Origin of the sequence: Rhizobium sp. AP16, from assembly GCF_000281735.1 — a bacterium.
Lineage (GTDB): Bacteria > Pseudomonadota > Alphaproteobacteria > Rhizobiales > Rhizobiaceae > Rhizobium > Rhizobium rhizogenes.
Genome location: NZ_AJVM01000032.1, coordinates 18654 through 43251, shown reverse-complemented (window position 1 = coordinate 43251; position 24598 = coordinate 18654). Strand labels below are relative to the sequence as shown.

Here is a 24598-nt window from a genome sequence, read left to right as displayed (position 1 = left end):
GCTTTTGGATTGGACGGACGGCCGCATCGCGGTTACTGATGATGCAGGGGACGAGAGGTGGAGCTCGTCCGGGATGATGGATCGATCGAGACCAAACTTTGAGCTCAGAGCAAGACAAAACCCCGCATGATGGGGCAAGCAGCGACAGCGCCCTGTTTCCGCCGGTCGATCCCTTCAAGGTCGGTATCCAGGGATGTTGCCCGCGTTGTGGAAATGGCAAGCTCTTCGATGGGCTTTTGTCGCTGAAACCGCGCTGTGCCGCCTGCGATCTCGACTATGCCTTTGCCGATGCCGGCGACGGGCCGGCGGTCTTTGTCATCCTCATCGTCGGCTTTATCGTCATCGGTGCGGTCCTGTGGCTGCAGGCCAATTACGGGCCGCCGATCTGGGTGCATATCCTCCTGTTTGCGCCGCTGACCATCATCCTGTCGCTTCTGTCGCTGCGCTGGTGCAAGGGCATTCTGATCGCTCTGCAATACCGCAACAATGCCAGCGAAGGGCGTATTCACCGTGACTGAGGCCGCTATCCCCGCTCGCCGGCCGAATGTTTTCTGGCAAATCTGCAAGGCGCTGATCCTGCTCGTTGCGCTGGGCATCCTGCTGGCGCTCGGCACTTGGCAGGTTCAGCGGCTGCACTGGAAGGAAGGCCTGCTGGCCGACATCGCCGAGCGTCAGGCCGCTGCTCCGCTGCCGCTGTCGGCGATCGAGACCATGGTCGCATCCGGCGGCGATATCGAATATCGCGTCGTCACGGCATCGGGCCATTATCTCAACGACAAGGAACGGCATTTCTTCACCACCTACGAAGGCGATGCCGGCTATCATGTCTATACGCCCTTGCAGCTTGCCGACGGGCGCTATCTCTTCGTCAACCGGGGTTTCGTGCCCGATGTCGACAAGGCGCCGGAAAAGCGCATGCAGGGGCAGTTGACGGGCGAGCAGACCGTCACCGGCCTTGCCCGCGCCAAGCTCGCCGGCCAGCCCTCCGGCATACCGGACAACGATCTCGCCAAGGATATCTTCTACTGGAAGGACCTCGACGCCATGGCGACGAGCGACGGGCTGCCGAAGGACAAGGTGTTGCCCTTCTTCGTCGATGCCGGCAAGGCTCCGAACCCCGGCGGCCTGCCGATCGGCGGCGTCACCATCGTCGACCTGCCCAACAGCCATCTGCAATATGCCGTGACATGGTACGGTTTGGCGGCGGCGCTCACCGCCATCGTTGCGATCTCCTGGTGGCGCAAACATCATCCGGGCGCGCCTCAGCAATAGAGGCATGCAATAGAATAGCTTCATTTCGATGGAATATTCGGCTAGAGCATGATCCCAAAAGTGCGCAGCGATTTTTGGATAAGATCATGCGGACGAGTGGGACAAGCGGCAAGGCGAACCTATCTATTGCTTTGCCATCGTCCCGGATTTCGGAAGAGACATGAACATAGCAGTTTCCAAACCTGACCTGACCATCCGGCTCTGCGGCCCGCGCGGCTTTTGCGCCGGCGTCGATCGCGCCATCCAGATTGTCGTGCTGGCGCTGAAATCCTATGGCGCGCCGGTCTATGTCCGCCATGAGATCGTGCACAATCGCTACGTGGTCGAAGGGCTGGAAGCCAAGGGCGCCATCTTCGTCGAGGAGCTGGATGAGATTCCGGCGGAACATCGCGCTCAGCCGGTGGTCTTCTCCGCCCATGGCGTGCCGAAGGCTGTGCCGGAGGATGCGGATGCCCGCAATCTCTTCTATCTCGACGCCACATGCCCGCTGGTTTCCAAGGTGCACAAGCAGGCCATGCGCCACAATCGCCTCGGCCGCCACGTCGTCCTCATCGGTCATGCCGGCCATCCGGAAGTGATCGGCACCATGGGCCAGCTTCCCGAAGGCACGGTGTCGCTGATCGAGACCGTCGAGGATGTCGACGTCTATGAGCCCGCCGATCCGGATAATCTCGGCTACGTTACGCAGACGACGCTCTCGGTCGACGACACCGCCGGGGTCATCGCGCGGCTGCAGGAGCGCTTCCCGAACCTGACAGCGCCATCAGCCGATTCGATCTGTTACGCCACCACCAACCGCCAGGAAGTGGTGAAGCAGGCGGCTCCCGGCTGCGATCTCTTCATCGTCGTCGGCGCACCGAATTCGTCCAATTCCAAGCGTCTCGTCGAAGTGGCGCTGAGGGCAGGCGCGACGAAATCCGTGCTGGTACAGCGCGCCGCCGAGATCGATTGGGACGATATCGGCGATATCAAGACCGTCGGCCTGTCTGCCGGTGCATCTGCGCCAGAGGTTATCGTCAACGAGATCATCGAAGCCTTCCGCGACCGCTATAGTGCGGTGGTGGAGCTGGCCGAGACGGTCAAGGAGACCGAGAATTTCCTCGTCAATCGCGAGCTGCGCAACATCGAATTGACGACGGCCGACATGGCTTTCGTCAACGGCGAATAATCAAATCCCTTAAAGCATTTTCCAGGAATAATTCGTGGCCGTTTATACCGATATTACCGAAGACGATCTGAAGTGGTTCCTGACGGAATATGATGTCGGCACATTGCTCTCCTACAAGGGCATTGCCGAGGGCGTCGAAAACTCCAATTTCCTGCTGCACACCTCGCGCGATCCGCTGATCCTGACGCTCTATGAAAAGCGCGTGGAAAAGAACGACCTGCCGTTCTTCCTCGGTCTGATGCAGCACTTAGCGAGCCGTGGCCTTTCCTGCCCACTGCCGCTGCCGCGCAGGGATGGCGAGCTGCTCGGCCATCTCTCCGGCCGCCCGGCGGCGCTGATCTCCTTTCTCGAGGGCATGTGGCTGCGCAAGCCCGAGGCTAAGCATTGCCGTGAAGTCGGCAAGGCGCTGGCCGCCATGCATGTTGCGGGCGAAGGTTTCGATATCAAGCGGCCGAACGCGCTTTCGCTGGCGGGCTGGCAGGGGCTTTGGGAAAAGTCCGAGGCCCGCGCCGACGAGGTCGAGCCCGGCCTACAGGATGAAATCCGTGGCGAACTCGATTTCTTGGGCAGCCATTGGCCGAAGGACCTGCCGGATGGCGTCATTCATGCCGATCTCTTCCCGGACAACGTCTTCTTCCTCGGCGACGAGCTGTCCGGCCTGATCGACTTCTATTTCGCCTGCAACGACCAGCTCGCCTACGACGTCTCGATCTGCCTCAACGCCTGGTGCTTCGAGAAGGACGGCGCCTATAACATCACCAAGGGCATGGCGCTGCTGGAGGGCTACCAGAGTGTGCGTCCGCTGAGCGACGCCGAAATCGCCGCCCTGCCGACGCTGTCGCGCGGCTCGGCGCTGCGCTTCTTCCTGACCCGCCTCTACGACTGGCTGACGACGCCGGCCGGCGCCATGGTCACCAAGAAGGACCCGCTCGAATATCTGCGCAAGCTGCGCTTCCACCGCCAGATCGCCTCCAGCGCCGAATACGGGCTGAAGGCATGAAACAGGTCGATATTTTTACCGACGGCGCTTGCTCCGGCAATCCCGGCCCAGGCGGCTGGGGTGCTGTGCTGCGCTATGGCGATAAGGAAAAGGAATTGTTCGGCGGCGAGGCCGAGACGACCAACAACCGCATGGAACTGATGGCGGCGATCTCGTCGCTCAACGCGCTGAAGAGCCCTTGCGAGGTCAACCTCTATACCGATTCCAAATATGTGATGGACGGCATCTCCAAGTGGATTTTCGGCTGGAAGAAAAACGGCTGGAAAACCGCCGACAAGAAGCCGGTGAAAAACGCCGAACTCTGGCAAGCGCTCGAAGAAGCCCGCAACCGCCATCAGGTGACGCTGCACTGGGTCAAGGGCCATGCCGGGCACCCGGAGAACGAGCGGGCCGATGAACTGGCGCGCAAGGGGATGGAGCCGTTTAAGCGGAAATGAGGGTTGGGGTGGGCCAATGTGCGGACATTGTCCTTTGGCAGGCAACAGGTCAGCCTCGGTCAGATTGGCGACAAGACGGCTTCGTGATAGCAAAGTAACCTATGATCCGTCCGCGTAGAGTTACGCGGCGTTAAGGTCTTGGGGACGTCGGAACTCGTATGAACGCAAGGGTTGCTCTTCTAAGGCGACGCAGGCATCTTATCGGTTGTCGGTAGTTCAACTTTTGCATTGAGGTCAGGCGTGAAGCACAAATCAATTGATCTCGCATCTGAAGTAAAGCGGGCGACGTTACCTGACGGCTTAGAGGGCTTCCTTTTTCCTCTTTACGAGGCTGTGTCTAATTCCTTCCACTCACTAGAGGGGCGATGACGTCGAAGAAAAAGGACACATCGAGATCGAATTCGATGTCGATGGCCAGGAAATCCTAATCGCCGATAATGGTGTCGGGTTCGACGACAAAAACTTGGGCGCCTTTCTCACTCCCCTTACCGGTAATAAATACGAGCGAGGGGGGAAGGGCTTCGGAAGATTTATCGCGTTCAAAATCTTCAAGGAGGTCTTCTACTCTTCTCGGCAGACCGGTTCAGACGGCTGGACTTCTAGCGGCTCTTATAGATATGAGCCGTTCGCAACCGATGATAATCTTATCGAGGTTTCCCCGGACGTAGGAGCCGGAGCCCATCGTTTCGACACGGGCTTGACCGCGCTAATGAAGTCGCCGCTGCCAGAGTCGCAAGACTTCTTTGACTTGGATGGAGAGCGGTATTTCGAAGATGGGCAGGAAGCAATAGCTTCAGCGCTGTTGGATCACTTCCTAATCGAATTCATCCAGAAGAAAGTACCGCAGAACTTTTTCCTTACAGTTCAAGGGCTTCGAGTCAACCTTCACGACTATTTCCACAAATCGCTTTCAATTGGGGGCTCCAAGGTCGAGAATCTTGAAATCGGGCAGGTCGATAGGCTATTTGAATTCAGCTACTTCAAGGTAGGTGAAGCGCAAGCGAAGAAGCACCGACTGTATTTTTACGCGAACAACCGGGCTGCCAGCGACCTCGAAAATATCTCTTCTGGCCTGAACGACAAGCCATTTTCCGAAATGGGAGAGGATGGCCTACGCCGGTATTTCTATCTTGTTGCGGTCTCAAGTGACTTCTTTGCATCTTCTCAATCGCGTGACAGGATCACAAATCTGCATGCAAAAATCGAGTATGACGGTAAGAGAAAGTCCATTAAAGATCACCTGATCGCCTTGGCAAAACAGCACATTTTGGAGATCGAGAACGCCTACACTGCCGAACGAAGAGCCAAGATGGCCGCAGATGTTGAACATCTTATTGCGATCGATCCTCTCTTGCGGCGCGGTCTAGGTGATAAGTCCGCCGCAGACTTTGTGCGAAAGCGCGCGATCACGGAAACGCGGGAGCAGCTCGCACAGGACCTATTTGTCGAGAGATTCCGCAAGAAGTTTGATTTCACAAAACTAGATGGTAACGCGAGCATCGATCAGCTCGTCCACCTTGTTAAGACGCAAATTCCTGAAGACGCGAAGGAAGCTCTGGCGGTTTATGTAGCATACAGAAACCATGTAATTCGGATTTTTCGCGAGTTGTTGAAAAAGGAAGAGGATGGCCTTGCAACGGAAGACAAGGTGCACCAGCTGATCTATCCGCGCTACAAAGACAGTGAGGAAGTAGATTATAGCTCGCATAACCTCTGGTTGCTAGATGACGATCTTGCTTACGCTCAGTATATCTCCAGTGATCGGACGCCGGACGGAAACTATCGGGCCAAAGGTCAGTACGCGCACGATCTCCTTATAAATAACGAAAACGAATTGATGGTCGTCGAGATGAAGCGGCCTCAGAAGACCGGGTACGCCGCTGACAGCGATAGCGCCACGAACGACCCCGTGGACCAGCTAAAAAAGCAGATTTCGGATATCCGTAAGAAGGGCAAGGTCAAAACCTCAAGCGGACGAGAGATCACCATCTCTCCCGACACGATGGTGCGGGGATATGTCCTGGCCGATTGGAACGATAACCTACAAAGCTATCTGGAGATGGAGGATTTCATGATCACCAACTACGGTGGCCGGATGGCATATCGGTATTACAAGACGTTGAACCTCATGCTCGAAGTTGTTGCGTTCGACCGGTTGGTGGATCGTGCTAGCAATCGGAATGAGGCCTTTGTTCAGATGCTCGAAGGTCGTTCAACATTTGATCGAAAGCCAAAAGGTACACTTTTGAGCCTTAGCGACGCGGCGAGCGTACCGCATCGTTAAGCTCCTGCTGACTGAGACATTGGTAATCACGGCAGGAACCACCTTAACCCGGGAAATTTCAACTACTGCTGCCTTTGAGGCACTTCGAAACTGGATAAGACTTTTGGGGTAAGCCATCAGGTTCTACGTCCGCAATAGAGCGAAAACGGTCATTGTAGGTGATCACCCAAAAGCCCAAACATCGCGACTCTGCATCTTGCCCCATCCCCCTTTCCCTCTATGCTGCCCCCAACATCCAGGGAGGCTGTATCCATGATCCTGCATTGCGTTTTCTTACGGCTCAAATCCGCCATGACACAGGATGAGAAGAAAGCGCTTTTCGAATCCGTGGCCGCGTTGCAGCAGGTCATTCCCGGCATCGTCGATATCAAATACGGGCCGAATGTCTCGCCGGAAGGGTTGCATGGCGGCTTTGTCGATGGGTTTGCGGTGACGTTTGAAAGTGCCGAGGCGCGGGATGCCTATCTGGTGCATCCGGAGCATGTTGCCGTTGGCGAGCGCATCGTCTCGTCGACCGATGGCGGGCTTGCCGGGCTGCTGGTCTTCGATCTCAATCTCTAAATAAAAGTAGGGCCGCGGGCGGGTGCCCGCGGCCCTCTCTGTCCTGATATCTCAGCTCGATTTCGCCATCGCGGCGGCGAGCTGGTCAACGTTATAACGGAACATTTTTTCATATGTCGGAGCCGGGCCGTTGGCCTTGGAGAGGGATTCGACATAGAGCTCGCCGCCCGGCTCGGCGCCGGTGGCCTTGGCAACCTGCTTGACCAGGCGCGGATCGTTCGAGTTCTCGAAGAAATAGGTCTTCACATGCTCGGTCTTGATCTGCTCGATCAGCTTGGCGACGTTGGCGGCCGAGGCTTCGGTCTCGGTGGAAACGCCGAGCGGCGACAGGAAGCTGACATTGTATTCGCGGCCGAAATAGCCGAAGGCGTCATGGCTGGTGAGCACCTTGCGGCGGTCGTCGGCAATCTTGTCGAACTTGCCGTGGGCATAGGCGTCAAGCTCGGTGAGCGTCTTGGTGTAGCGCTCGGCATTGGCCTTGAAATCGGCGGCGTCGGCCGGGTCGGCGGCGGACAGCGCCTTTTCGATGTTGGCGACCCAGATCTTCACATTGACCGGGCTGTTCCAGACATGAGGATCGGTAACCGTCTTGCCGTCGTCGACCATGGTGCGGGTGTTGATGCCTTCCGAGGCGACGACTGGCGTGCCCTTGTAGCCCGAGGCGCTGATCAGCCGGTCCATCCAGCCTTCCAGGCCTTCGCCGCTGACGAAGGTGACCTTGGCGGCATTCAGCTTCTTGGCGTCGGCCGGTGAGGGCTCGAATTCATGGGGGTCACCGTTCGGGCCGACGAGACTCGACACCTTCACATGGTCGCCGCCAACCTGCTTGACGACGTCGGCAAGCACGGTGAAAGAGGCGACGACGTTTAGCGTTTCGGCGGATGCGGGAGCCGCGACGCCGAAGGCGACGAAGGCGGCCGCAGCCGTGGAGAGAAGCAGTCTGTGTTTGCTCATGAATGTCTCCTTGATGTATTGATGGAAATTAGCCCCTGAGATGGGAACGGGGGAGGAACCGGCGGGCAATGCCCGAGGGTGCGAAGAGAATGGAAAAGCCGTAGATGATGCTCGCCGTGATGATGATGGTCGGGCCGGAGGCGAATTCGAGATGGTAGGAGGCGATGAGGCCGATATAGCCCGAGGCCGCCGCCGTTGCCGTCGCGATCGCCATCATCGCCGGCAGGCTGCGCGACCAGAGCTGCGCGATCGCCGCCGGCAGCATCATCAGCCCCACGGCCATCAGCGTGCCGAGCGCCTGGAAGCTGGCGACGAGGTTGAGCACGACGAGCAGCAGAAACAGGAAATGATAGACCGGCCCGCGTCCGCCGACCGCGCGCAGGAAGCCGGGATCGAAGCACTCCATCACCAGCGGCCGGTAGATGACCGCGAGCATCAGCAGCGTCACTGTGGTGATCGCGCCGATCTGATAGAGGGCAGGGGCGTCGATGGCGAGGATCGTGCCGAACAACACATGCAGCAGATCGATATTCGACCCGCGCAGAGAGACGATGAGCACGCCGAGCGCCAGCGACGTCAGATAGAAGCTGGCGAAACTCGCATCCTCCTGCAGCACCGTCATGCGGCTGACGAGCCCGGAGAGCAGCGCCACGGAGAGCCCCGCCACCAGCCCGCCAAGCCCCATCGCCGTCAGCGACAGCGAGCCGGCGATCAGATAGCCGATGGCCGCACCGGGCAGCACCGCATGGCTCATAGCATCGCCCATCAGGCTCATGCGCCTCAGCATCAGGAAGACGCCGATCGGGCCGGAACCGAGGCCCAGGCAAAGGCAGGCGATCAGCGCGCGCCGCATGAAGCCGTAATCGGCAAAGGGCGCGAGGAAAATATCATAGGCCGTCATTCGGCCGGCTCCCGCTTCACCAGTTCGTGGCCGGCATGATCCGGCTCGGGCGAGCAGCTTTCGGCGTCTTCGTCCCAGCTTTCGGCCATGGCTCGCGCCCGGATGAGGTTGGCGGGGCTCATCACATCCTGCGTCCGGCCCCAGCCGACCAATTCGCGGGCTATCAGCAGCGTCTCGGGAAAATGCGCCCGCACCTGATCGAAATCATGCAGCACGGCAATGACCGTGCGCCCGTCGCCATGCCAGCGCAGCACGATGTCGAGCAGGTCGCGCGTCGTGCGCTGGTCGATGGCGGTAAAAGGTTCGTCGAGCAGGATGACGCGGGCGTCCTGCAGCAGCAGCCGGGCAAAGAGCACGCGCTGGAACTGTCCGGCCGAGAGCGAGCCGATATGCCGGCGCTCGAAACCGGAAAGGCCAACGGCGGCCAGCGCATCGCGCGCGCGCTCGGCGTCCTCGCGGGAAAAGCGGCCGAAGGCACCGGAATTCTTCCAGGCGCCGAGCATGATCGTATCGGCAACCGAAATCGGAAAGCGGCGGTTGACCTCCGCCGCCTGCGGCAGATAGCCGAAATCATTGCGCGTCAGCTGGCCGCGATCGATCGAGCCCTCAGCGACCCGGAGCTCGCCGATGATCGCCTTCAAAAGCGTCGATTTGCCCGCCCCGTTCGGCCCGGCAATCGCCGTCAAGCTGCCCGCCTGGAAGGCGCCGGAGACATGATGAACGGCCGGATGGCGCTCATAGGTGACGGTGAGATTGTCAAGGCGGATCAGAGCGCTCATGCCAAGGCCACCGCCCAGCCGATGGCCGCCCAGAGAGCCGCAATGCCGACCGCGACAAAGACCAGACGCGTCAACACGGAGCGCCCGATCAGGGATGAGGCGAAGGGATCGTTGCTGAAGGGCATGCGGCGTTCTCTTAATGTAATAACGTTACGTGTAGTAGCCGAGAGAATGCGGCGAAAAAGAGGCGGGGTGTGGATAGATGGGTGTTGCGGACTGAAATGTTGATGGGAAGATATTTCCGTGAGTGTCGCCGTGATTAGCCTCAAAGCAAAAGAGGGCGCCGTCTGGCGCCCTCTTTTGTTTATCGAAGCTCGGAAGCGCTCAAAGCTGCTCGATCATCGCAGCCGCTGCCGAGACCGTGGCCTGGCCGGGGCTTTCCTCGATGTTGAGTGTCTTTACCACGCCGTTTTCCACCAGCATGGAGTAGCGCTTGGAGCGCACACCGAGGCCGCCGGCGGAGAGGTCGACGTCAAGGCCGACGGCCTTGGCGAAGGAGCCGTCCCAGTCGGCGAGGAAGTGGATCTTGCCGAGGCCGCCGGAGGATTGCGCCCAGGCGCCCATGACGTGCCAGTCGTTGACGGAGATCACGGCGATGTCGTCGACGCCCTTGGCGAGGATAGCGTCGCGGTTTTCCAGGTAGCCCGGCAGGTGGTTCAGCGAGCAGGTGGGCGTGAAGGCGCCGGGAACGGCGAACAGCACGACGCACTTGCCGGCAAAAAGCTGTTCCGTGGTGATTTCCACCGGGCCGTCGGCGGTCTTTTCCTTGAAGGTGGCGGCAGGCAGCTTGTCGCCGATAGCGATGGTCATGGCTCTCTCCTTGGGTCGCGATTGTGGGGCGGCTCAACCACCGCCCCGAATGAAGATGTCGGGCGAAACTATAGATCCGGCCTATTCGAACGCAAGCGTGGTTTCCATGGCATGCTCGCCGTCGATGACGAGAATGCCCCAGTTCTTGCCCTTGATATCGTAATTTTTCGGCAGCTTGCCGATGGCAATGTCGGTCGCAAAAGTCTTGCCGTCGCGCTTGCCGTTGGCCTGTTTGAAAAAGACGTAGCCGGTCGGTCCGGTCACATAGATCAGCGGCGCATCTCCGGTTTCCTCCGGCAGCGTCAGGCGCAGTGAAAGTGTCTTCGTATCCGTCGAAAGACTGTGGCTTTCGACCGTAAAATCCGGCGCCGGGCCTTGCGGCAGCGCCGCGTCGGCCGCATCGAGCAAGGCCTGTTCATGCGGGGTCGACTGACCGGCGGCCGACAGTGGCAGCGAAAGCGCAGCCTGGAACGGAATGCAGATATCCTTGCAGAGGCCGATGAAAGCCGTGAGCTGGAGGGTCGCCGGTTGCTTGCCCTCGACACGAAAATCCAGCAGAAATGTCACCGGCGCGTCATAGCCGATCTCCTGGATCGTGCCGACGGTGATCGGCTTGGGCACGGGAAAACCCATCTTCGTAAGCGTCACGCCACTGTCCGGCACCGGACTGACCTGCGGTGGAATTCCACTCTCGCCGGGCTCTCGCCAGTAGGTAATCCAGCCGGGTGCCGGCTCGATCTGCAACGCGGCGCGTATATGACCTTGCGCGTCCGGCGCCAGCGCCACCAACCGCATGCGGCCGCCCTGATTGTCGGCCCAGTCGCTCATGGCAGCATGGGCCGGGGAAGAGGCAAGTATCGCCGCCGCGAGCACGCCCATCGGCATTCCAAACAGGCGGGCTAAAGAGAGTTTTTCCAACATGGAGCAAGGGTTTACCGGATGGCGTCGTGCTGTGCCAGAACAGCGGGAAAAAGAAATGATCATTTTCAGTTGATTGATTTATGACATTGCCCCATCTTTCTTCTCAGGGGCGCAGTTACGGACTGCAGTCAGGAGGCACGATGTCCCTATCGACGTTGAAGAATAGACGCGAAAGAGGTTTGCTCGACGGCCAGTTCCTGATTGCCATGCCCGGCATGGAGGATCGGAATTTCAACCGTACGGTGATCTATATCTGTGCCCATTCCGATGCCGGCGCCATGGGTTTCGTCATCAACCGTGCGCAGAACCTGACCTTTACCGACGTGCTGCTGCATCTGGATATGATCAAGGACGACGATGCCATCGTCCTGCCGCCAGTCGCACGGGATTTCCCGATTCAGACCGGCGGACCGGTCGAAAGTGGCCGGGGCTTCGTCCTGCACTCCGACGACTATCTGAGCGACGGCAGCATCCCGGTCAGCGATGACATCAGCCTGACGGCGACGCTGGATATCGTGCGCGCCATTTCCAGGGGAAGCGGGCCGAAGCGCGCCACCATGTTGCTTGGCTACGCCGGCTGGGGAGCAGGCCAACTGGAGGCGGAGATCGGCAGCAACGGCTGGCTGAACTGCCCGGCCAATGAGGAGTTGATTTTCGACCGCAGCCTTGACGACAAGTATGAACGCGCTCTGGCTTTGATGGGCATCAACGCCGCCATGCTGTCGCCGCATGCGGGGCACGCGTAATCTATTTGCGCGGAACGAAACACTTCTCGTGACGTTTCCTCCTGACAGCACCGGCAACTCCGCTGGTGCCGAATGAGGAGGTGCTAGACATGGGCAGCATGAGTGACAAGATATCCGGCAAGGTCAATGAAGTGGCCGGCAAGGCCAAACAGGCCGTCGGCAAGGCCACCGATGACAAGCGCATGCGCGCCGAAGGGGCAGCCCAGGAAACTAAGGGCAAGGTGCAATCGGCTGTCGGCAAGGCCAAGGACAAGGTCAAGGGTGCGGTCGACCGGATGTGATCGGACTGGCGATTAAGCATTGGCTTATAAATCGCCGCGCCGTTTGATAGACTGCCAAAGCAAAGAGCCTGTCACGAACGCGCGACAGGCTCTTTTATGTCCGTCATGGCTTAATTGTGGGGGCTTTCCATGCGGCTTTTTGCCTGTGACCATTGCGGCCAGCCGGTGCATTTCGATAACAGGCAGTGCATACGATGCGGCCATCAGCTCGGCTTTGTTCCCGAGCTTCTGGCGATCTACGCGCTTGAGGCCGGCGATGGACAGAGTTGGTGCGTGCTCGCCGAGCCGGATCGCACGGTGCGTTTTTGCGCCAATGCCGAGCTCGATATCTGCAACTGGCTTGTGGATGCGGCGGATCCGGAACCTTTCTGCCTGGCGTGTCGCCATAATCGCCTAGTACCGAACACCGATACGCAACAGGGCATCGACCGTTGGCGGCGGATCGGCCAGGCGGAGCGGCATCTGTTTTATTCGCTGTTGCGCTGGAACCTGCCGCATCCCGATCGCAAGCAGGATCCGCAGGGCGGTCTGGTCTTCGATTTCCTCGAGGACGAGGTGCAGGGCGGTTATGTCGTACCGGCCAGGACCGGGCATGAGGAAGGACTGATCGCCATTCGCGCCGCCGAGGCCGATGACGTGACGCGCGAACAGGCGCGTGCCTCGATGAACGAGCCTTACCGCACCTTGCTCGGCCATTTCCGCCACGAGACCGGCCATTTCATCTGGAACAAGCTGATCCGCGACCGCAACCAGTTCGACACCTTCCGCGCCGTCTTCGGCGACGAGCGGGTGGATTACGGAGTTGCCCTGCAGCAACACTATGACAACGGCCCGCCGCCGAACTGGCGGGACAATTTCATCAGTGCCTATGCCAGCGCCCACCCCTGGGAAGATTTCGCCGAATGTTTCGCGCATTATCTCCATATCGTCGACACGCTGGAGACCGCCCGCTCTTTCGGCCTGGCGGTTGATCCCTTCGGCTATCACGAGATGGCGGCCGAGGTGGATTTCAATCCCTATAGGGCCGAAAGCGCCGCGCAGCTGGTCAGCGCCTGGATCCCCTTGAGCGTCGCCATCAATGCCATCCAGCGCAGCATGGGCCAGCCGGATGCGTACCCATTCATCCTGTCGTCGCCGGTGGTGACGAAGCTGGAATATATCCGGCAGGTGATTGGCGGGGTGTGATTTTCACCCTTCCCTTGAGGGGTAGGGTCGGAGCGAAGCTCCGGGGTAGGGTGATGTCTCCTCGCATTCAGGGTCACCCCCACCCGCGCGTTCCGCGCGACCTCCCCCATCAAAGGGGGAGGTGGATATTATATCAAGCCCGCTTCGTCAGCGGAAAGCGTTCCTTCAGCAGCCGCAGCACCGAGTCCGTGCCCATCGGCGGTCCGAAGATGAAGCTCTGGCCGTAGGCGCAGCCCATCTTGGCGAGTTCGAGCGCGTCTTCTTCCGATTCGATACCTTCGGCGACGACGCGCATGTTGAGTTCGCGGGCCATGGAGATGACGGAGCGCAGAAGTATGGCCTTCTTGTCGCTTTCGTCACAGACCATCGTCTTGTCGAGCTTGATCGTGTCGAAGGGGAAACGGGTGAGGTAGGAGAGCGAGGAATAGCCGGTGCCGAAATCGTCAAGCGCCAGGCCGATGCCGGCATCGCGCAGCTTGCCGAGCACGAGGCGGGCCTGTTCCGGGTTCTCCATCACCTGCGATTCCGTCAATTCGAGCTTGATGCGGTGCGGTTCGCAATGGGTTTTCGCGAGCAGGGCTCGGATATCGTCGTAAAGCTCGTTGTTGAGGAGCTGCACGCTGGAGAGGTTGATGGATACGAAGAGCGGCAGGTCGCCCGTCTGGCGCTGCCAGGCCATCAGGTCGTTGGTCGCCTGTTCCAGCGCGAACATGCCGAGCGGGCCGATAATATCGGAGGCTTCGGCGATCGGGATGAATTCCGACGGCGGAATATTGCCGCGCTTGGGATGTTCCCAGCGCATCAGCGCCTCGAAACCGGCAACCTCAGCGTCTTCCAGTCGAACAATCGGCTGGTAGACCAGCGACAGTTCCTTGCGCTCGACGGCGCGGCGCAGATCCGTTTCAAGCTGTAGGCGGTCGGTGCCGAAGCTGCGGAAGGCGGGCTGGAAAGGCTCGACGCGATTGCCGCCGGCGCGCTTGGCGCGGTACATCGCAAGCTCGGCATCGCTCAATAGGCCCGAGGCATTTTCCTGCTGGTCGACCCAGGATGTCAGGCCGATCGATGCCGTCAGAATGATCTCGCGATTGGCAAAGTTGATAGGCACCATGATCGCCTTGCTGATCGCATCGGCGAAATCGGCGACCTTGGCCGGATCGCGCTCTGACACCAGGATGAGGCCGAACTGGTCGCCGGAGAGCCGTGCCAGCGTATCCTGCGGCTTCATAAGGCGGCGCAGGCGCCGGGTCAGGGCAATCAGGATATTATCGCCCGCCGCAACGCCGAGCGTATCGTTGACCAGCTTGTAGCGGTCGATGTCGATCACCATCACCGTCGGGCGAAGCTGATTGCCTTCCGGCGCCAAAGTGAGCACGGCCTGCAGGCGGTCGAGGAAGACCTGACGGTTCGGAAGGCCGGTCAGATTGTCGTGCAACGCATCGTGCAGCAGCCGCTCGATCGAGTTCTTCTGCTCGGTGACATCGACGATGGTGCCGACGCAGCGGATAATTTCGCCGTTCGAACCGAGTACCGGCCGGGCGCGGATCGACAGCCAATGGAAATGCCCGTCTTCGGCACGAATGCGGAATTCATGATTCAGCCGGCCGCGGCGATGTTCGAGAAGCACATCGAGCGTGGCACGGAAACGGTCGCGATCGTCGGGATGCAGCCGCGGCAGCCAGTTGCGCGCCGCGCCATGCATGGTTCCGGGCGACAGGCCAAGCTTCGTCGAGATATCCGGTGTCGTTACGACGCGGTCGCGCGCCACATCCCAGTCCCAGACGGTGTCGCCGGAGCCGGTCAGCGCCAGCGATTGCCGCTCGAGATCGGAGAACAGGCCCTGCTGGAACGCGCCGCCGGCAAAGGCATGCTGCATCACGGTGAAGCCGATCAGGAGCACGATCAGCACGAGGCCGCCGCCGAGCGCCGGCTGAATGATGTCGTTGTCGAGCTTGCCGGTGATCGTCATCCAGCCGCCGAACAGCCAAACCAGGATCAGAGCCCAGGCGGGCACCAGCAGAATGGCGCGATCGTAACGGCTGAAGCCGAGATAGATGATCAGCAGCAGGCCCGCCGTCGCCGTCAGCGCCAGCGACAGGCGCGCGATGCCGGACGCGATCGACGGATCGTAGATCGCCACGCCGAAAAGCAAGGCGAGACCGAGAATCCAAGCGAGCGTCACGTAGCCCAGATGGGCATGCCAACGATTGAGGTTCAGATAGGTGAACAGGAAGATCACCAGGCTCGACGCGAGCGCCACCTCCGCACAGGCGCGCCATATTCGCTGATCGCTGGAGGTAATGCTGATGAGTTTGCCGAGGAAGCCGAAGTCGACGCAGATATACCCGAGCACCGCCCACGCAAGTGCGGCCGTCGCCGGCAGCATCGAGGTGCCCTTGACGACGAAGAGAATGGTCAGGAACACCGCCAGCAGGCCGGCAATGCCGAGCACGATGCCGCGATAGAGCGTGAAGGCGTTGACCGTATCCTTGTAGGCGTTCGGCTCCCAGAGATAGAGCTGCGGCAGGTTCGGCGAGGAAAGCTCGGCGACGAAGGTGACGACAGCGCCCGGGTTCAGCGTGATGCGGAAGACATCGGCCTCGTCGCTCGGCTGACGGTCCAGCGCGAAGCCTTCGCTCGGTGTGATCGCGACGATGCGTTGCGAGCCGAGATCCGGCCAGAACATCTTCGAATTTACCAGACGGAAGTGGGGGGCGACGATGACGCGCTCAAGCTGCTCTTCCGAGACATTGGCGAGCGCGAAGACGGCCCAGTCGCCCTGATGGTTGGGTGAAGAGGAGCGTACCTCGATTCGGCGACGAATACCGTCGGCGCCGGCGGCCGTGGAGACCTGAAAGGCCTCGCCCTGGTTGGTGTAGATCTCCGTCGTCGCGGTGAGGTCCAGCGCGGTGTCGTCGCGCGAAATCTTCACAGGCTCGGCCGCCTGCGCCATGCCGGCCAGGAAAAACAGAATAGTAGCCGCAAGGGCCGCGAGGATCGCGGACGGCCATTTGGTCACCGGCAAGGATGGCTTGAGCGCGGCGGTCATCGCTTGACGGAGTTTCCGTTCAAGTCGGTGTCGGACACCAACCGGGAAAACATCACGTGATCACGCCACTGACCGTTGATTTTGAGATAACCGCGCAAATGACCTTCCCGTTGGAAACCGGCCTTTTCTAAAAGCCGTATGCTACGCTCGTTATCCGGAATACAGGCTGCTTCAATACGGTGCAACTCAAGTCCGGAAAAGATATAGGGTATAACCAACCGAAGTGCGGCGAACATATGGCCCTGACCGGAATGACGCTCGCCCATCCAATATCCGATCATGCAGCTTTGCGCGGCACCCCGGCGAATATAGCCAATCGTGATGCCGCCAAGTAATGTGCTGTTTTCCTTAAGGAAAACGAAAAGAGGAATGGCCTGGCCGGAGCTGTATTCCTGTTTTCCCCGAATGACTCTGGCCCGATAAGCGCCTTCAGTCAGCTCATCGTGGCGCCAGGTCGGCTCCCAGGGCTCCAGAAAACGGCGGCTCTCGGCTCTCAGCCTGTGCCATTGGTTAAAATCAGAATAACGCGGCAGGCGCAGCACATAGGTCGCGTCTTCAAGTTCAACCGCGTCCGGATGACGTGACAGAAACCGAAAGACCGATTTTTGCATTCCGCCCAACACTCCCCCGAGAATTGATCCGATCGGCACGCGAAGCGGGTTTTAGCCGCTCGCGCTTTTGGAGGCGGGGGTCGATGAAGACAGCGACGTGACGATGTCTTCCATCGGCGCCAGCTGCTCCAGCGGTCCGATCGCCGACAGCGTCGGCACAGTATCGAAGAACAGGCGGCCGGCAAGGTCCGTCAGGCGTTCGATGGTAATGCCCTGCAGACGCTCCTGCATCTCCTGGTTCGGGATCGGCCGGCCATAGAGCATCATCTGCCGGGCGACCTGACCTGCGCGGGCTGCCGGGCTTTCCTGACCCATCAGCAACTGCGCGCGGATCTGGGCGCGGGCGCGCTCGATTTCCTGCTGCTCGATCTTGTGGGAGGCTTTGTGCAGTTCGTCGACGATGACCGGCACCAGTTCCGGCAGGTTTTCGCCGCCGGTGGCGGCATGGATGCCGAAGATGCCGGTGTCGGAAAAGCCCCAATGGAAGGCATAGACGGAATAGCAGAGACCGCGAAGCTCGCGCACTTCCTGGAACAGCCGCGAGGACATGCCGCCGCCAAGCACATTGGCAAGGATCTGCGAACAGTAGAAATCGCGCGTGTGGTAAGCGCGGCCCTCGAAGCCGAGCAGGATCTGCGCATCCATCAGGTCGCGCGTCTCGCGGATATTGCCGCCGATATAGCGGGCCGGCTCAATGATGGGCGGAGCGGACGGTTTGGTCGGCAGGCTGGAAAAACGCTCCTCGACCTGGCGCACGAAGCTGTCATGGTCCACGGCACCGGCGGCCACCACGAACATGCGGTCGGTCGTGTAGTTGCGGTCGAGATAGCCGCGAATCTGTGCGGGCGAGAAGGAAACGACGGTTTCCGGCGTGCCGAGGATGGCGCGTCCAAGCGTCTGGCCACGATAAGCGACTTCGGAAAACTTGTCGAAGACCACGTCGTCGGGCGTGTCGTTCGCCGCGTTGATTTCCTGAAGAATGACCTGCTTTTCGCGGGCCAGTTCCTCTTCGTCGAAGGCGGACTCGGTCAGAATATCGGCAAGGATATCGACGGCGAGCGGCACATCGTCCCGCAACACGCGGGCATAATAGGAGGTCGTCTCGGTGGAGGTGGCGGCGTTGACTTCGCCGCCGACATTCTCGATTTCCTCGGCGATCTGCCGCGCGGAGCGGCGGGCAGTGCCCTTGAACGCCATGTGTTCGAGCAGATGGGCGATGCCGTGCTCCGCCTCGGTTTCGTTACGCGAACCCGATTTGATCCAAACGCCAAGCGCCACGCTTTCCAGATGTGGCATCGTTTGGGTCGCTACTGTCAACCCGGACGCAAGCCGGGTGCACTCCACTGTCATCGCTTGTCTTTCTGCGTTTATCATTCCCCGGCCCGAGTATGGTTGCCGATGAAAGTTTCAACGGCTTTAAGCTCCGGATCGAGGACGTCGAAACGCTCCTCCCTGTTCATCAGTCCAGCAAGCCACGTCGGAAGCGCCGGGTCAATACCACATGCCGATTTTACTGCGGCGGGGAATTTTGCCGGGTGCGCGGTTGCAAGCGTCACCATGGGACTCGTTGGTTTCTCATTCTTTTCCGCCACGAAGACGCCAATGGCGGTGTGCGGGTCGATGAGATATCCGGTGTCGTCGAGGGTTTTGCGGATTGTCGCGGCCACCTGCTTTTCGCTGGCACGGCCGGCCCGGAAGTCCTTCTTGATGAACTTCAGTGCGTCTTCGCCGATCGCGAAACCGTTCGATTGTTTCAGGCTTTCCATCGCGGCGCGCACCTTCGATGCATCGCGGCCATGGGCTTCGAACAATAGCCGTTCGAAATTGGAGGAGATTTGGATGTCCATCGACGGCGCCGTGGTCGACTTGACCGCGCGCATCTCGTAGCGCCCGGTCTTCAGCGTGCGGGCGAGGATATCGTTTTCATTGGTCGCGATCACCAGCCGGTCGATCGGCAGACCCATGCGCTTGGCGACATAGCCGGCGAAGATATCGCCGAAATTACCTGTGGGGACAGTGAAGGAAATCTTCCGGTCCGGCCCGCCGAGCGCGACGGCGGTGGTGAAGTAATAGACCACCTGCGCCATGATGCGTGCCCAGTTGATCGAATTGACGCCGGACAGCCTGACGCCGTCGCGGAAAGCCTTGTCGTTGAACATCGCTTTGACAAGGTTCTGGCAATCGTCGAAATTGCCGTTGATCGCCAGCGCATGCACGTTGGCGGCCGTCGAGGTCGTCATCTGCCGCTGCTGCACCGGCGAGACCTTGCCGTTGGGGAAGAGAATGAAGATGTCCGTGCGGTCGCGTCCGGCAAAGGCATCGATCGCAGCGCCGCCCGTGTCGCCCGAGGTCGCACCGACGATGGTCGCCCGTTGCCCGCGCTTTTCCAGCGCATAGTCCATCAGTCGCGCGAGCAGCTGCATGGCGACATCCTTGAAGGCGAGCGTCGTGCCGTGGAACAGCTCCATGACGAAGCTGTTCGGACCGGTCTGCACCAGCGGGGCGACGGCCGGGTGACGGAAGGTGGCATAGGCCTCATCGATCATGCCGCGGAAGACGTCATCGGGGATTTCGCCATTGGTGAAGGGCGACAGCACCGCGAAGGCGACCTCCTGGTAGCTCTTGCCGCGGAAGGCGCGAATCTCTTTTTTCGTCAGGCTCGGCCATTGCCGGGGAACATAGAGCCCGCCATCACGAGCAAGGCCGGCCAGAAGAGCGTCGCAGAAGCCAAGGGCAGGGGCTTCTCCCCGCGTTGAGATATAGTCCACGGTATAGAATTCCTTTGGTCGCAAAATTGCCTGAGTGATGGGTTGAGAGAGTAGAAGAACGAAGCGATGGCCGTCCGTCTTTTTGCGTCGGATCAGCCGCGTGGTTTTCGCGTTTGCGCAATGTCCGTCCGGTGGCTTCCGGAGGGCGGCGGCTTTCGCCAATCTGTCGACGTCGAAAAGTGAGCCAAAACGGTGTCTACCCAATCGATTTTTCGCTGCGTCGCTGGTATAGACCATCGCCAAGTGTCATAAAAGGCCCGTCGAACAGGCTGCAGGCCGATAATGTAAATTATATGCAGAGGGTGGAATTATAGTGTTTGGCAGGGTTTCGCGTCGTCTTTTCTCCGCTTCGCTTCTGGCATTGCTGGCAGGTTGCAGTTCTCTCGGTTTCGGCGGTGGCGGCGACAAGCAGCCCGCGACGGATGTGACGGTGGCGCCTGCGGCGGGAGCTGCTGGCTCTGCCCAGCCGGTCACCGGCGGTCAGGCCTATATCGCCGGCAAATGCCCGCAAGTGGTGATCCGCGACGAGGCATCCACCTATCGCACCTATGCCAAGGGCGCCAAGGACGATCCGAACCAGTTGACCTATCAGGCATCGCTCGCCCAGGCGACGCGCCAGTGCACGAGCGATGGCACCAGCCTTGGCATCAACATTGCCGCCCAAGGGCGTCTTGTCGCCGGCCCGATGGGTAGTTCCGGCACGGTCACCCTGCCGGTGCATGTCGCCGTCATGGACAACAACACGGCGCTCTACGACAAGACCATTAACTTCACCGCCGAAATCCCGCCGGGCGAGACGACCACGCAATTCCTGTTCACCGCAAACGACATCAAGGTCGCCGGTGGTTCGGGCGGCTTCACCATTGTCCAGCTCAGCTTCGATCAAGGTCCGCAGAAGCCAGCAAAGGCCGAGAAGCCGGCTCGCAGGAAGCACGCAGCGACAAACTAAGCGTTCAAGCAGCAAGGCAGTAGGCTGAAACTATTGCCTGCTGCCTTACAGAACTCCGTCCCATTCCGCCAAAGCCATTACCACGCCCGGAAGGTCAACCATCCGGGCGATGACCGTTTCAGCGCCCGCATCCGTCAGCTTGTCGGCGTGCGACGGGTAGGTGTGTGATGCCCCGGTAAAGCCGATGACGCGCATGCCGGCGGCCCGCGCCGCCTGGACGCCGTGAACGGAATCTTCGACGACGATTGTGTTGGCCGGCGAGACATTCATTTGCTTGGCGCCATGCAGGAAGATATCCGGCTTCGGCTTGACGCGATCGGCGCCGAGATCCTTGGCGGAATAGATGTGCGGCGCGAACAGCTCCTTGTAGCCGACCTTGGTGAGCATCATGTTGAGGCGCGCCGAGCTGGAATTCGAGCAGATGCAGCGCGGCATCGGCAGGCGCGACAGGGCAAGCGGTACGCCGGGGATAGCCTTGACGTCGCTGGCGAGCTTCAGATCGAGCAGCTTCTCGGACTTATCGAGGAGCGATGCGGAGAGCGGGATGCTCGCCTCGCGCTCAACCTGGAACAGGATGTTCTGCCAGGTCATGCCGGCGAAGCGCTCGCCCATTTCCTCGGTGCTGATTGGATAGCCGGCGTCCGTCAGCAGCTTGGATTCGACTTCCGCCGCGATGATTTCCGAATCGACCAGAACGCCGTCGCAGTCGAAGATGATGAGGTCGAAGCCATTGCTCATGAGGATATTCTGCCTTTGAAGAGGGCGCTGGATCGGGCATCGCCTTGTCCGAAAGCCGTCCACGGCCTTCGGGGCATGCTCTGAAATGGGATCGTGCGGCTTTACACGATGCGCCGGCAAAGCTCAACCGTTCGGCGGGCATGGCTGGACTGCGCTGGCGGAAAGGGTCCTTGAGTGCTCGACAATCGGCAATCCCGCCTTTAAGGATCAGCCATGGCCAAAGAGCGCGACGACACGATTGCCAGCCGTATCAGCCGGGTGCTTGCCGACCGCATCATCCGCGGCGAGATCGCGCCCGATGCGCGGCTGCGGCAGGATCATATCGCCGAGGAGTTCGGCGCTAGCCATGTGCCAGTGCGTGAGGCGTTCCGGCGCCTGGAGGCGCAGGGTTTGGCGATCAGTGAGCCCCGTCGCGGCGTTCGCGTCGCTTCTTTCGATCTCAAGGAAGTCCGTGAAGTCGCCGAAATGCGGGCGGCGCTCGAAAGCCTGGCGCTCAAGCACGCGGCGCAGCATCTAACGCCGGCCATTCTTGATGCCGCCGAGGAGGCGACGCGGGAAGGGGATGCCGCCGCCGATGTTCGCGCCTGGGAAGAAGCGAATCGCCGTTTCCACCGTTTGATCCTGGCTCCCTGTGATATGGCGCGGCTACTCGCCTCGATCGATGATCTGCATGCCGCCAGCGCCCGCTTCCTCTTTTCCGCATGGCAATCGGGCTGGGAAAAGCGCACCGACCATGACCATCGCGCTATCCTTTTTGCCCTGCGCCAGGGGCGGACGGAGGAGGCTGCGTCTATCCTGCAGAAACATGTGCAGTGGATCGGCCGGGCACCGGTTCGGACACCTTCCGGGGTGACGCGCGAAGCATTTGCGATTGTCGGATAGCTCTCCGCGCAAATTATAGATAATTCAGCAGTGGCCTTTCGCCTACCTTTGCGGTGGAAAGGAGGATTGCACCCGGCTGCCTCTTGCATCGCGCTCCAATTTTCTTCATAAAAATAGATGAGACTCAAAAATTATCTATAGTTTTAAAAGGAGAGCCATATGTCCCTGTTGCATCATCATGAAGAGACCACCTTCGATCCGCTGCGCCTCGGCGGTCGGTCGCTGATCGTCAAGGCAATTTTCGTTCTTGCGGGCACGCTGATGCTGACGCTTGCTTCGTGGATCTCGGTGCCGATGGTGCCGGTGCCGATCACCATGCAGACCTTTGCGGTCACCATGATCGGCGCACTCTATGGCTGGCGTCTTGGTGCGCTCACCATTCTTGCCTGGCTGGGCGAGGCGATCATCGGTTTCCCAGTTCTCGCCGGCGGCGCCGGCGGCATTGCCCCCTTCATGGGGCCGACGGCCGGCTATCTCGTCTCCTTTCCGATCATGGGCGCGCTGGTTGGCTGGCTTGCCGAGCGTGGCTGGAGCGGTGATCGCGTCGTGCGCAGCTTTACGGCGCATCTTGCCGGCAACGCCCTTGGCCTGGCGATCGGTGGCGCCTGGCTCGCCATGCTGATCGGTGCGGAAAAGGGCTGGCTCCTCGGTATTGCCCCCTTCATTCTCGGTGCCGTCCTGAAGTCGGCGCTGGCTGCCGCCGTGCTCAAGGGTGTGAGGCTCTATGGCGGCAAGGCGCGCCTGAATTGACCATCCGGCTTCGTGCCCATCATCTGCTCTGCATGCTGACCTTCGTCGGTGAAGGCTATACGCCGGCCTTCACCGCCAATTATCGCCGCATAGCCGAGCGTCTGACAGCGGGAGAGGAGATCAAACTCGTCTCCGGCCCAGACGACATCTGCGCGCCGCTTTTCGACGAGAAGGAGCCGCATTGTTTCAAGGATTCCGTGATCGAGCGCGACGCCGCCGCCCTGGCGGATGTGGTCGCGCTGCTGGGCGAAGAACTCGCGCCCGGCTCGGTGGTCGTTCCCGATGCCAGCCTTCTCGCCAAACTGCGCCGGCATTTTGCCAGCGGAGACATTCGCCATGCCTGTCTCGGCTGCGAATGGACGGGGCTTTGCAGCCGTATCGCCACGGACAGTTTCAAAGGCGTGCTGGTGGGTCAAACTACGTGAAGCCATAAGCCCAACGGGCGTTTCCTTCTCAATAGCCGAAGAGGATTTCCGCGACCTTGTGCGCCCGTATCCGGGGGCCTGGAACGCCCATGTGGTTGGTTAGGACGATGATCGTGCGCTGGGTATTAAGAAGGCGGATTATGTAGTTGTTGTAGGCGACGCAACTGCCTCCGTGCGCGACGTGGCGAAGATCAGTTCCGCCAAGTGCCAGCAGTTGTTCGCGCTCGGAGGCGTTACAGTAAGGAAGGACATTCGTGATCCAGCCGAAGCCGTAGCCAACCGGTGCGCCGTCATTGGTTGCGCCGGAGGTAAAGGCTTGCTCCAGTACCGCTTTCGGGACGAGACATTCGGTATTCAAGGCCTGATCCCAGAGAAACAGATCACCGAGCGTGGAGAAGAGACCGCCGTCGCCCGCTGTCAGCAGGGGGTAGTCCCACCGCTGGAATTGACCCTCGTCTTTCCAATAGCCATGCGCCAGCTTGTGACGCGTGGGACGGGACGCATCGTAGACGACGGTATGCTTCATGCCGAGCGGATCGAAAACCTTGGCTTGCAGGAATTCGGCAAAGGATTGACCGGAGACAATCGCCACGATCATCGCCAGCAGCGTATAGCCCACGCCGCTATAGGCGTACTGCGTGCCGACGGGGAACTCCAGTCCTGCTAGGCCGATGGTTCGTTCGAGTACGGCCTCATTGGTGACGCCGGTGACATCGCGGGTCCATTCGGGGATCCCTGCGTTGGAGCTGAAGAACTCCATATATCCCGGCAGCCCCGCCGTGTGATTCAGCAAATGGCGAATGGAAATTTCCGCGCTCCATAATGGAAGCTGCGGGAAATAGGCTGGCAGGCAATCTTCGTAGTTTAGTCTCCCGTCCTCAGCCAGCAGCATGATCGCCATGGCGGTGAACTGTTTGGAGATCGAGCCCAGATAAAACGACGTGTCCGTTGTAATCGGCCGCTGGGTTTCCAGATCGGCAAGGCCATAACACTTGCGGTAGGTGATCTCGTCATGATCGATAACGAGGAGTGCTGCGCCCGGATGCTGCGGCACGTCCATATCGGCAAAGACCGCATCAATCTTGCCGGCGAGCCTGTCCATCGATCTCTCCCTTCGAGCGAGGGGATGA

26 protein-coding genes are annotated in these 24598 nt (G+C 60.2%); 14 read left to right on the top strand and 12 right to left on the bottom strand.

All coding sequences use genetic code 11. The annotated features are described in order from the left end of the window. The first annotated feature begins 98 nt into the window (after positions 1-98). The 7 genes from PMI03_RS13265 to PMI03_RS13235 all read left to right on the top strand — a co-directional run bounded on the left by PMI03_RS13265 (position 99) and on the right by PMI03_RS13235 (position 6722). Complete coding sequence (locus PMI03_RS13265) at positions 99-518, top strand: DUF983 domain-containing protein (RefSeq protein WP_007693905.1); 420 nt, start codon at positions 99-101, stop codon at positions 516-518. After that, positions 487-1272, top strand: a complete 786-nt coding sequence (locus PMI03_RS13260; RefSeq protein WP_007693903.1) for an SURF1 family protein — start codon at positions 487-489, stop codon at positions 1270-1272. Before PMI03_RS13265 ends, PMI03_RS13260 begins: the two co-directional genes overlap by 32 nt. Positions 1273-1432: 160 nt before the next feature. After that, a complete protein-coding gene (gene ispH / locus PMI03_RS13255; RefSeq protein WP_007693901.1) occupies positions 1433-2440 on the top strand; it encodes a 4-hydroxy-3-methylbut-2-enyl diphosphate reductase in 1008 nt (335 codons plus the stop codon). 34 nt (positions 2441-2474) lie between these two features. Next, positions 2475-3440 (top strand): homoserine kinase, encoded by a 966-nt coding sequence (locus PMI03_RS13250; protein WP_007693899.1) that lies wholly within the window; start codon positions 2475-2477, stop codon positions 3438-3440. Then, entirely contained in the window at positions 3437-3877 is a 441-nt protein-coding gene (gene rnhA / locus PMI03_RS13245; protein ID WP_007693897.1) for a ribonuclease HI, read from the top strand. Before PMI03_RS13250 ends, rnhA begins: the two co-directional genes overlap by 4 nt. A gap of 463 nt (positions 3878-4340) precedes the next feature. Further along, entirely contained in the window at positions 4341-6161 is a 1821-nt protein-coding gene (locus PMI03_RS13240; protein WP_007693895.1) for a hypothetical protein, read from the top strand. A 252-nt stretch (positions 6162-6413) separates the two neighbouring features. Beyond that, positions 6414-6722: a Dabb family protein gene (locus PMI03_RS13235; RefSeq protein WP_007693893.1), complete on the top strand. Its 309-nt coding sequence runs from the start codon at positions 6414-6416 to the stop codon at positions 6720-6722. Positions 6723-6773: 51 nt separating this feature from the next. Here the strand turns inward: PMI03_RS13235 and PMI03_RS13230 are convergent, their stop codons facing one another. The 6 genes from PMI03_RS13230 to PMI03_RS13210 all read right to left on the bottom strand — a co-directional run bounded on the left by PMI03_RS13230 (position 6774) and on the right by PMI03_RS13210 (position 11045). Then, the gene (locus PMI03_RS13230; RefSeq protein ID WP_007693892.1) at positions 6774-7676 is read right to left on the bottom strand and encodes a metal ABC transporter solute-binding protein, Zn/Mn family; all 903 of its coding nucleotides are present in this window, start codon (positions 7674-7676) and stop codon (positions 6774-6776) included. A gap of 28 nt (positions 7677-7704) precedes the next feature. Beyond that, a complete protein-coding gene (locus tag PMI03_RS13225) occupies positions 7705-8577 on the bottom strand; it encodes a metal ABC transporter permease (RefSeq protein WP_007693890.1) in 873 nt (290 codons plus the stop codon). Next, entirely contained in the window at positions 8574-9356 is a 783-nt protein-coding gene (locus PMI03_RS13220; protein ID WP_007693888.1) for a metal ABC transporter ATP-binding protein, read from the bottom strand. The genes PMI03_RS13225 and PMI03_RS13220 overlap by 4 nt, the downstream gene beginning before the upstream one ends. Continuing rightward, entirely contained in the window at positions 9353-9481 is a 129-nt protein-coding gene (locus PMI03_RS31675; protein ID WP_007693885.1) for a hypothetical protein, read from the bottom strand. Before PMI03_RS31675 ends, PMI03_RS13220 begins: the two co-directional genes overlap by 4 nt. A gap of 199 nt (positions 9482-9680) precedes the next feature. Beyond that, entirely contained in the window at positions 9681-10166 is a 486-nt protein-coding gene (locus tag PMI03_RS13215) for a peroxiredoxin (protein WP_007693883.1), read from the bottom strand. 81 nt (positions 10167-10247) lie between these two features. Further along, complete coding sequence (locus tag PMI03_RS13210; protein WP_007693881.1) at positions 10248-11045, bottom strand: protein-disulfide reductase DsbD domain-containing protein; 798 nt, start codon at positions 11043-11045, stop codon at positions 10248-10250. A gap of 182 nt (positions 11046-11227) precedes the next feature. Here PMI03_RS13210 and PMI03_RS13205 point away from each other — a divergent pair, with 182 nt between their 5' ends. The 3 genes from PMI03_RS13205 (at position 11228) to PMI03_RS13195 (ending at position 13299) form a co-directional block, all read left to right on the top strand. Next, a complete protein-coding gene (locus PMI03_RS13205) occupies positions 11228-11833 on the top strand; it encodes a YqgE/AlgH family protein (protein WP_007693879.1) in 606 nt (201 codons plus the stop codon). Positions 11834-11922: 89 nt separating this feature from the next. Next, positions 11923-12114 (top strand): CsbD family protein, encoded by a 192-nt coding sequence (locus tag PMI03_RS13200; protein WP_007693878.1) that lies wholly within the window; start codon positions 11923-11925, stop codon positions 12112-12114. Between the two features lie 129 nt (positions 12115-12243). Next, positions 12244-13299: a putative zinc-binding metallopeptidase gene (locus PMI03_RS13195; protein ID WP_007693877.1), complete on the top strand. Its 1056-nt coding sequence runs from the start codon at positions 12244-12246 to the stop codon at positions 13297-13299. Positions 13300-13432: 133 nt separating this feature from the next. On the opposite strand, the gene PMI03_RS13190 is transcribed toward PMI03_RS13195, so the two are convergent. The 4 genes from PMI03_RS13190 to thrC are packed head-to-tail and all read right to left on the bottom strand — an operon-like array spanning position 13433 to position 19724. Beyond that, positions 13433-16345: a sensor domain-containing phosphodiesterase gene (locus tag PMI03_RS13190; RefSeq protein ID WP_007693876.1), complete on the bottom strand. Its 2913-nt coding sequence runs from the start codon at positions 16343-16345 to the stop codon at positions 13433-13435. Next, positions 16342-16956, bottom strand: a complete 615-nt coding sequence (locus tag PMI03_RS13185; RefSeq protein ID WP_007693874.1) for a GNAT family N-acetyltransferase — start codon at positions 16954-16956, stop codon at positions 16342-16344. Before PMI03_RS13185 ends, PMI03_RS13190 begins: the two co-directional genes overlap by 4 nt. Before the next feature lie 51 nt (positions 16957-17007). Next, the gene (locus tag PMI03_RS13180) at positions 17008-18306 is read right to left on the bottom strand and encodes a pitrilysin family protein (protein ID WP_012651063.1); all 1299 of its coding nucleotides are present in this window, start codon (positions 18304-18306) and stop codon (positions 17008-17010) included. A 20-nt stretch (positions 18307-18326) separates the two neighbouring features. Further along, positions 18327-19724, bottom strand: a complete 1398-nt coding sequence (gene thrC, locus PMI03_RS13175; RefSeq protein ID WP_007693869.1) for a threonine synthase — start codon at positions 19722-19724, stop codon at positions 18327-18329. 313 nt (positions 19725-20037) lie between these two features. Between thrC and PMI03_RS13170 the strand changes: the two genes are divergently transcribed. Then, positions 20038-20673, top strand: a complete 636-nt coding sequence (locus PMI03_RS13170) for a hypothetical protein (RefSeq protein WP_007693867.1) — start codon at positions 20038-20040, stop codon at positions 20671-20673. A gap of 45 nt (positions 20674-20718) precedes the next feature. Here PMI03_RS13170 and PMI03_RS13165 read toward each other — a convergent pair whose 3' ends face one another. Beyond that, positions 20719-21411, bottom strand: coding sequence for an HAD family hydrolase (locus tag PMI03_RS13165; protein ID WP_007693865.1), 693 nt, complete (start codon positions 21409-21411; stop codon positions 20719-20721). Positions 21412-21624: 213 nt separating this feature from the next. Here PMI03_RS13165 and PMI03_RS13160 point away from each other — a divergent pair, with 213 nt between their 5' ends. The 3 genes from PMI03_RS13160 (at position 21625) to PMI03_RS13150 (ending at position 23468) form a co-directional block, all read left to right on the top strand. Then, positions 21625-22293, top strand: a complete 669-nt coding sequence (locus tag PMI03_RS13160) for a GntR family transcriptional regulator (protein WP_007693863.1) — start codon at positions 21625-21627, stop codon at positions 22291-22293. 159 nt (positions 22294-22452) lie between these two features. Beyond that, entirely contained in the window at positions 22453-23043 is a 591-nt protein-coding gene (locus tag PMI03_RS13155; protein WP_007693862.1) for a biotin transporter BioY, read from the top strand. Further along, a complete protein-coding gene (locus PMI03_RS13150) occupies positions 23040-23468 on the top strand; it encodes a DUF1284 domain-containing protein (protein WP_007693860.1) in 429 nt (142 codons plus the stop codon). Before PMI03_RS13155 ends, PMI03_RS13150 begins: the two co-directional genes overlap by 4 nt. A 28-nt stretch (positions 23469-23496) precedes the next feature. Here PMI03_RS13150 and PMI03_RS13145 read toward each other — a convergent pair whose 3' ends face one another. Beyond that, positions 23497-24570, bottom strand: coding sequence for a serine hydrolase (locus tag PMI03_RS13145; protein ID WP_007693859.1), 1074 nt, complete (start codon positions 24568-24570; stop codon positions 23497-23499). Positions 24571-24598: the final 28 nt, after the last annotated feature.

Bases quoted from the DNA above. Each gene is read 5' to 3' on its own strand.
- PMI03_RS13260 (WP_007693903.1), top strand. From the start codon at position 487: ATGCCAGCGAAGGGCGTATTCACCGTGACTGAGGCCGCTATCCCCGCT.
- ispH (WP_007693901.1), top strand. From the start codon at position 1,433: ATGAACATAGCAGTTTCCAAACCTGACCTGACCATCCGGCTCTGCGGC.
- rnhA (WP_007693897.1), top strand. From the start codon at position 3,437: ATGAAACAGGTCGATATTTTTACCGACGGCGCTTGCTCCGGCAATCCC.
- PMI03_RS13235 (WP_007693893.1), top strand. From the start codon at position 6,414: ATGATCCTGCATTGCGTTTTCTTACGGCTCAAATCCGCCATGACACAG.
- PMI03_RS13230 (WP_007693892.1), bottom strand. From the start codon at position 7,676: ATGAGCAAACACAGACTGCTTCTCTCCACGGCTGCGGCCGCCTTCGTC.
- PMI03_RS13225 (WP_007693890.1), bottom strand. From the start codon at position 8,577: ATGACGGCCTATGATATTTTCCTCGCGCCCTTTGCCGATTACGGCTTC.
- PMI03_RS13220 (WP_007693888.1), bottom strand. From the start codon at position 9,356: ATGAGCGCTCTGATCCGCCTTGACAATCTCACCGTCACCTATGAGCGC.
- PMI03_RS31675 (WP_007693885.1), bottom strand. From the start codon at position 9,481: ATGCCCTTCAGCAACGATCCCTTCGCCTCATCCCTGATCGGGCGCTCC.
- PMI03_RS13215 (WP_007693883.1), bottom strand. From the start codon at position 10,166: ATGACCATCGCTATCGGCGACAAGCTGCCTGCCGCCACCTTCAAGGAA.
- PMI03_RS13210 (WP_007693881.1), bottom strand. From the start codon at position 11,045: ATGGGCGTGCTCGCGGCGGCGATACTTGCCTCTTCCCCGGCCCATGCT.
- PMI03_RS13205 (WP_007693879.1), top strand. From the start codon at position 11,228: ATGTCCCTATCGACGTTGAAGAATAGACGCGAAAGAGGTTTGCTCGAC.
- PMI03_RS13200 (WP_007693878.1), top strand. From the start codon at position 11,923: ATGGGCAGCATGAGTGACAAGATATCCGGCAAGGTCAATGAAGTGGCC.
- PMI03_RS13195 (WP_007693877.1), top strand. From the start codon at position 12,244: ATGCGGCTTTTTGCCTGTGACCATTGCGGCCAGCCGGTGCATTTCGAT.
- PMI03_RS13190 (WP_007693876.1), bottom strand. From the start codon at position 16,345: ATGACCGCCGCGCTCAAGCCATCCTTGCCGGTGACCAAATGGCCGTCC.
- PMI03_RS13185 (WP_007693874.1), bottom strand. From the start codon at position 16,956: ATGCAAAAATCGGTCTTTCGGTTTCTGTCACGTCATCCGGACGCGGTT.
- PMI03_RS13180 (WP_012651063.1), bottom strand. From the start codon at position 18,306: ATGACAGTGGAGTGCACCCGGCTTGCGTCCGGGTTGACAGTAGCGACC.
- PMI03_RS13165 (WP_007693865.1), bottom strand. From the start codon at position 21,411: ATGAGCAATGGCTTCGACCTCATCATCTTCGACTGCGACGGCGTTCTG.
- PMI03_RS13160 (WP_007693863.1), top strand. From the start codon at position 21,625: ATGGCCAAAGAGCGCGACGACACGATTGCCAGCCGTATCAGCCGGGTG.
- PMI03_RS13155 (WP_007693862.1), top strand. From the start codon at position 22,453: ATGTCCCTGTTGCATCATCATGAAGAGACCACCTTCGATCCGCTGCGC.
- PMI03_RS13145 (WP_007693859.1), bottom strand. From the start codon at position 24,570: ATGGACAGGCTCGCCGGCAAGATTGATGCGGTCTTTGCCGATATGGAC.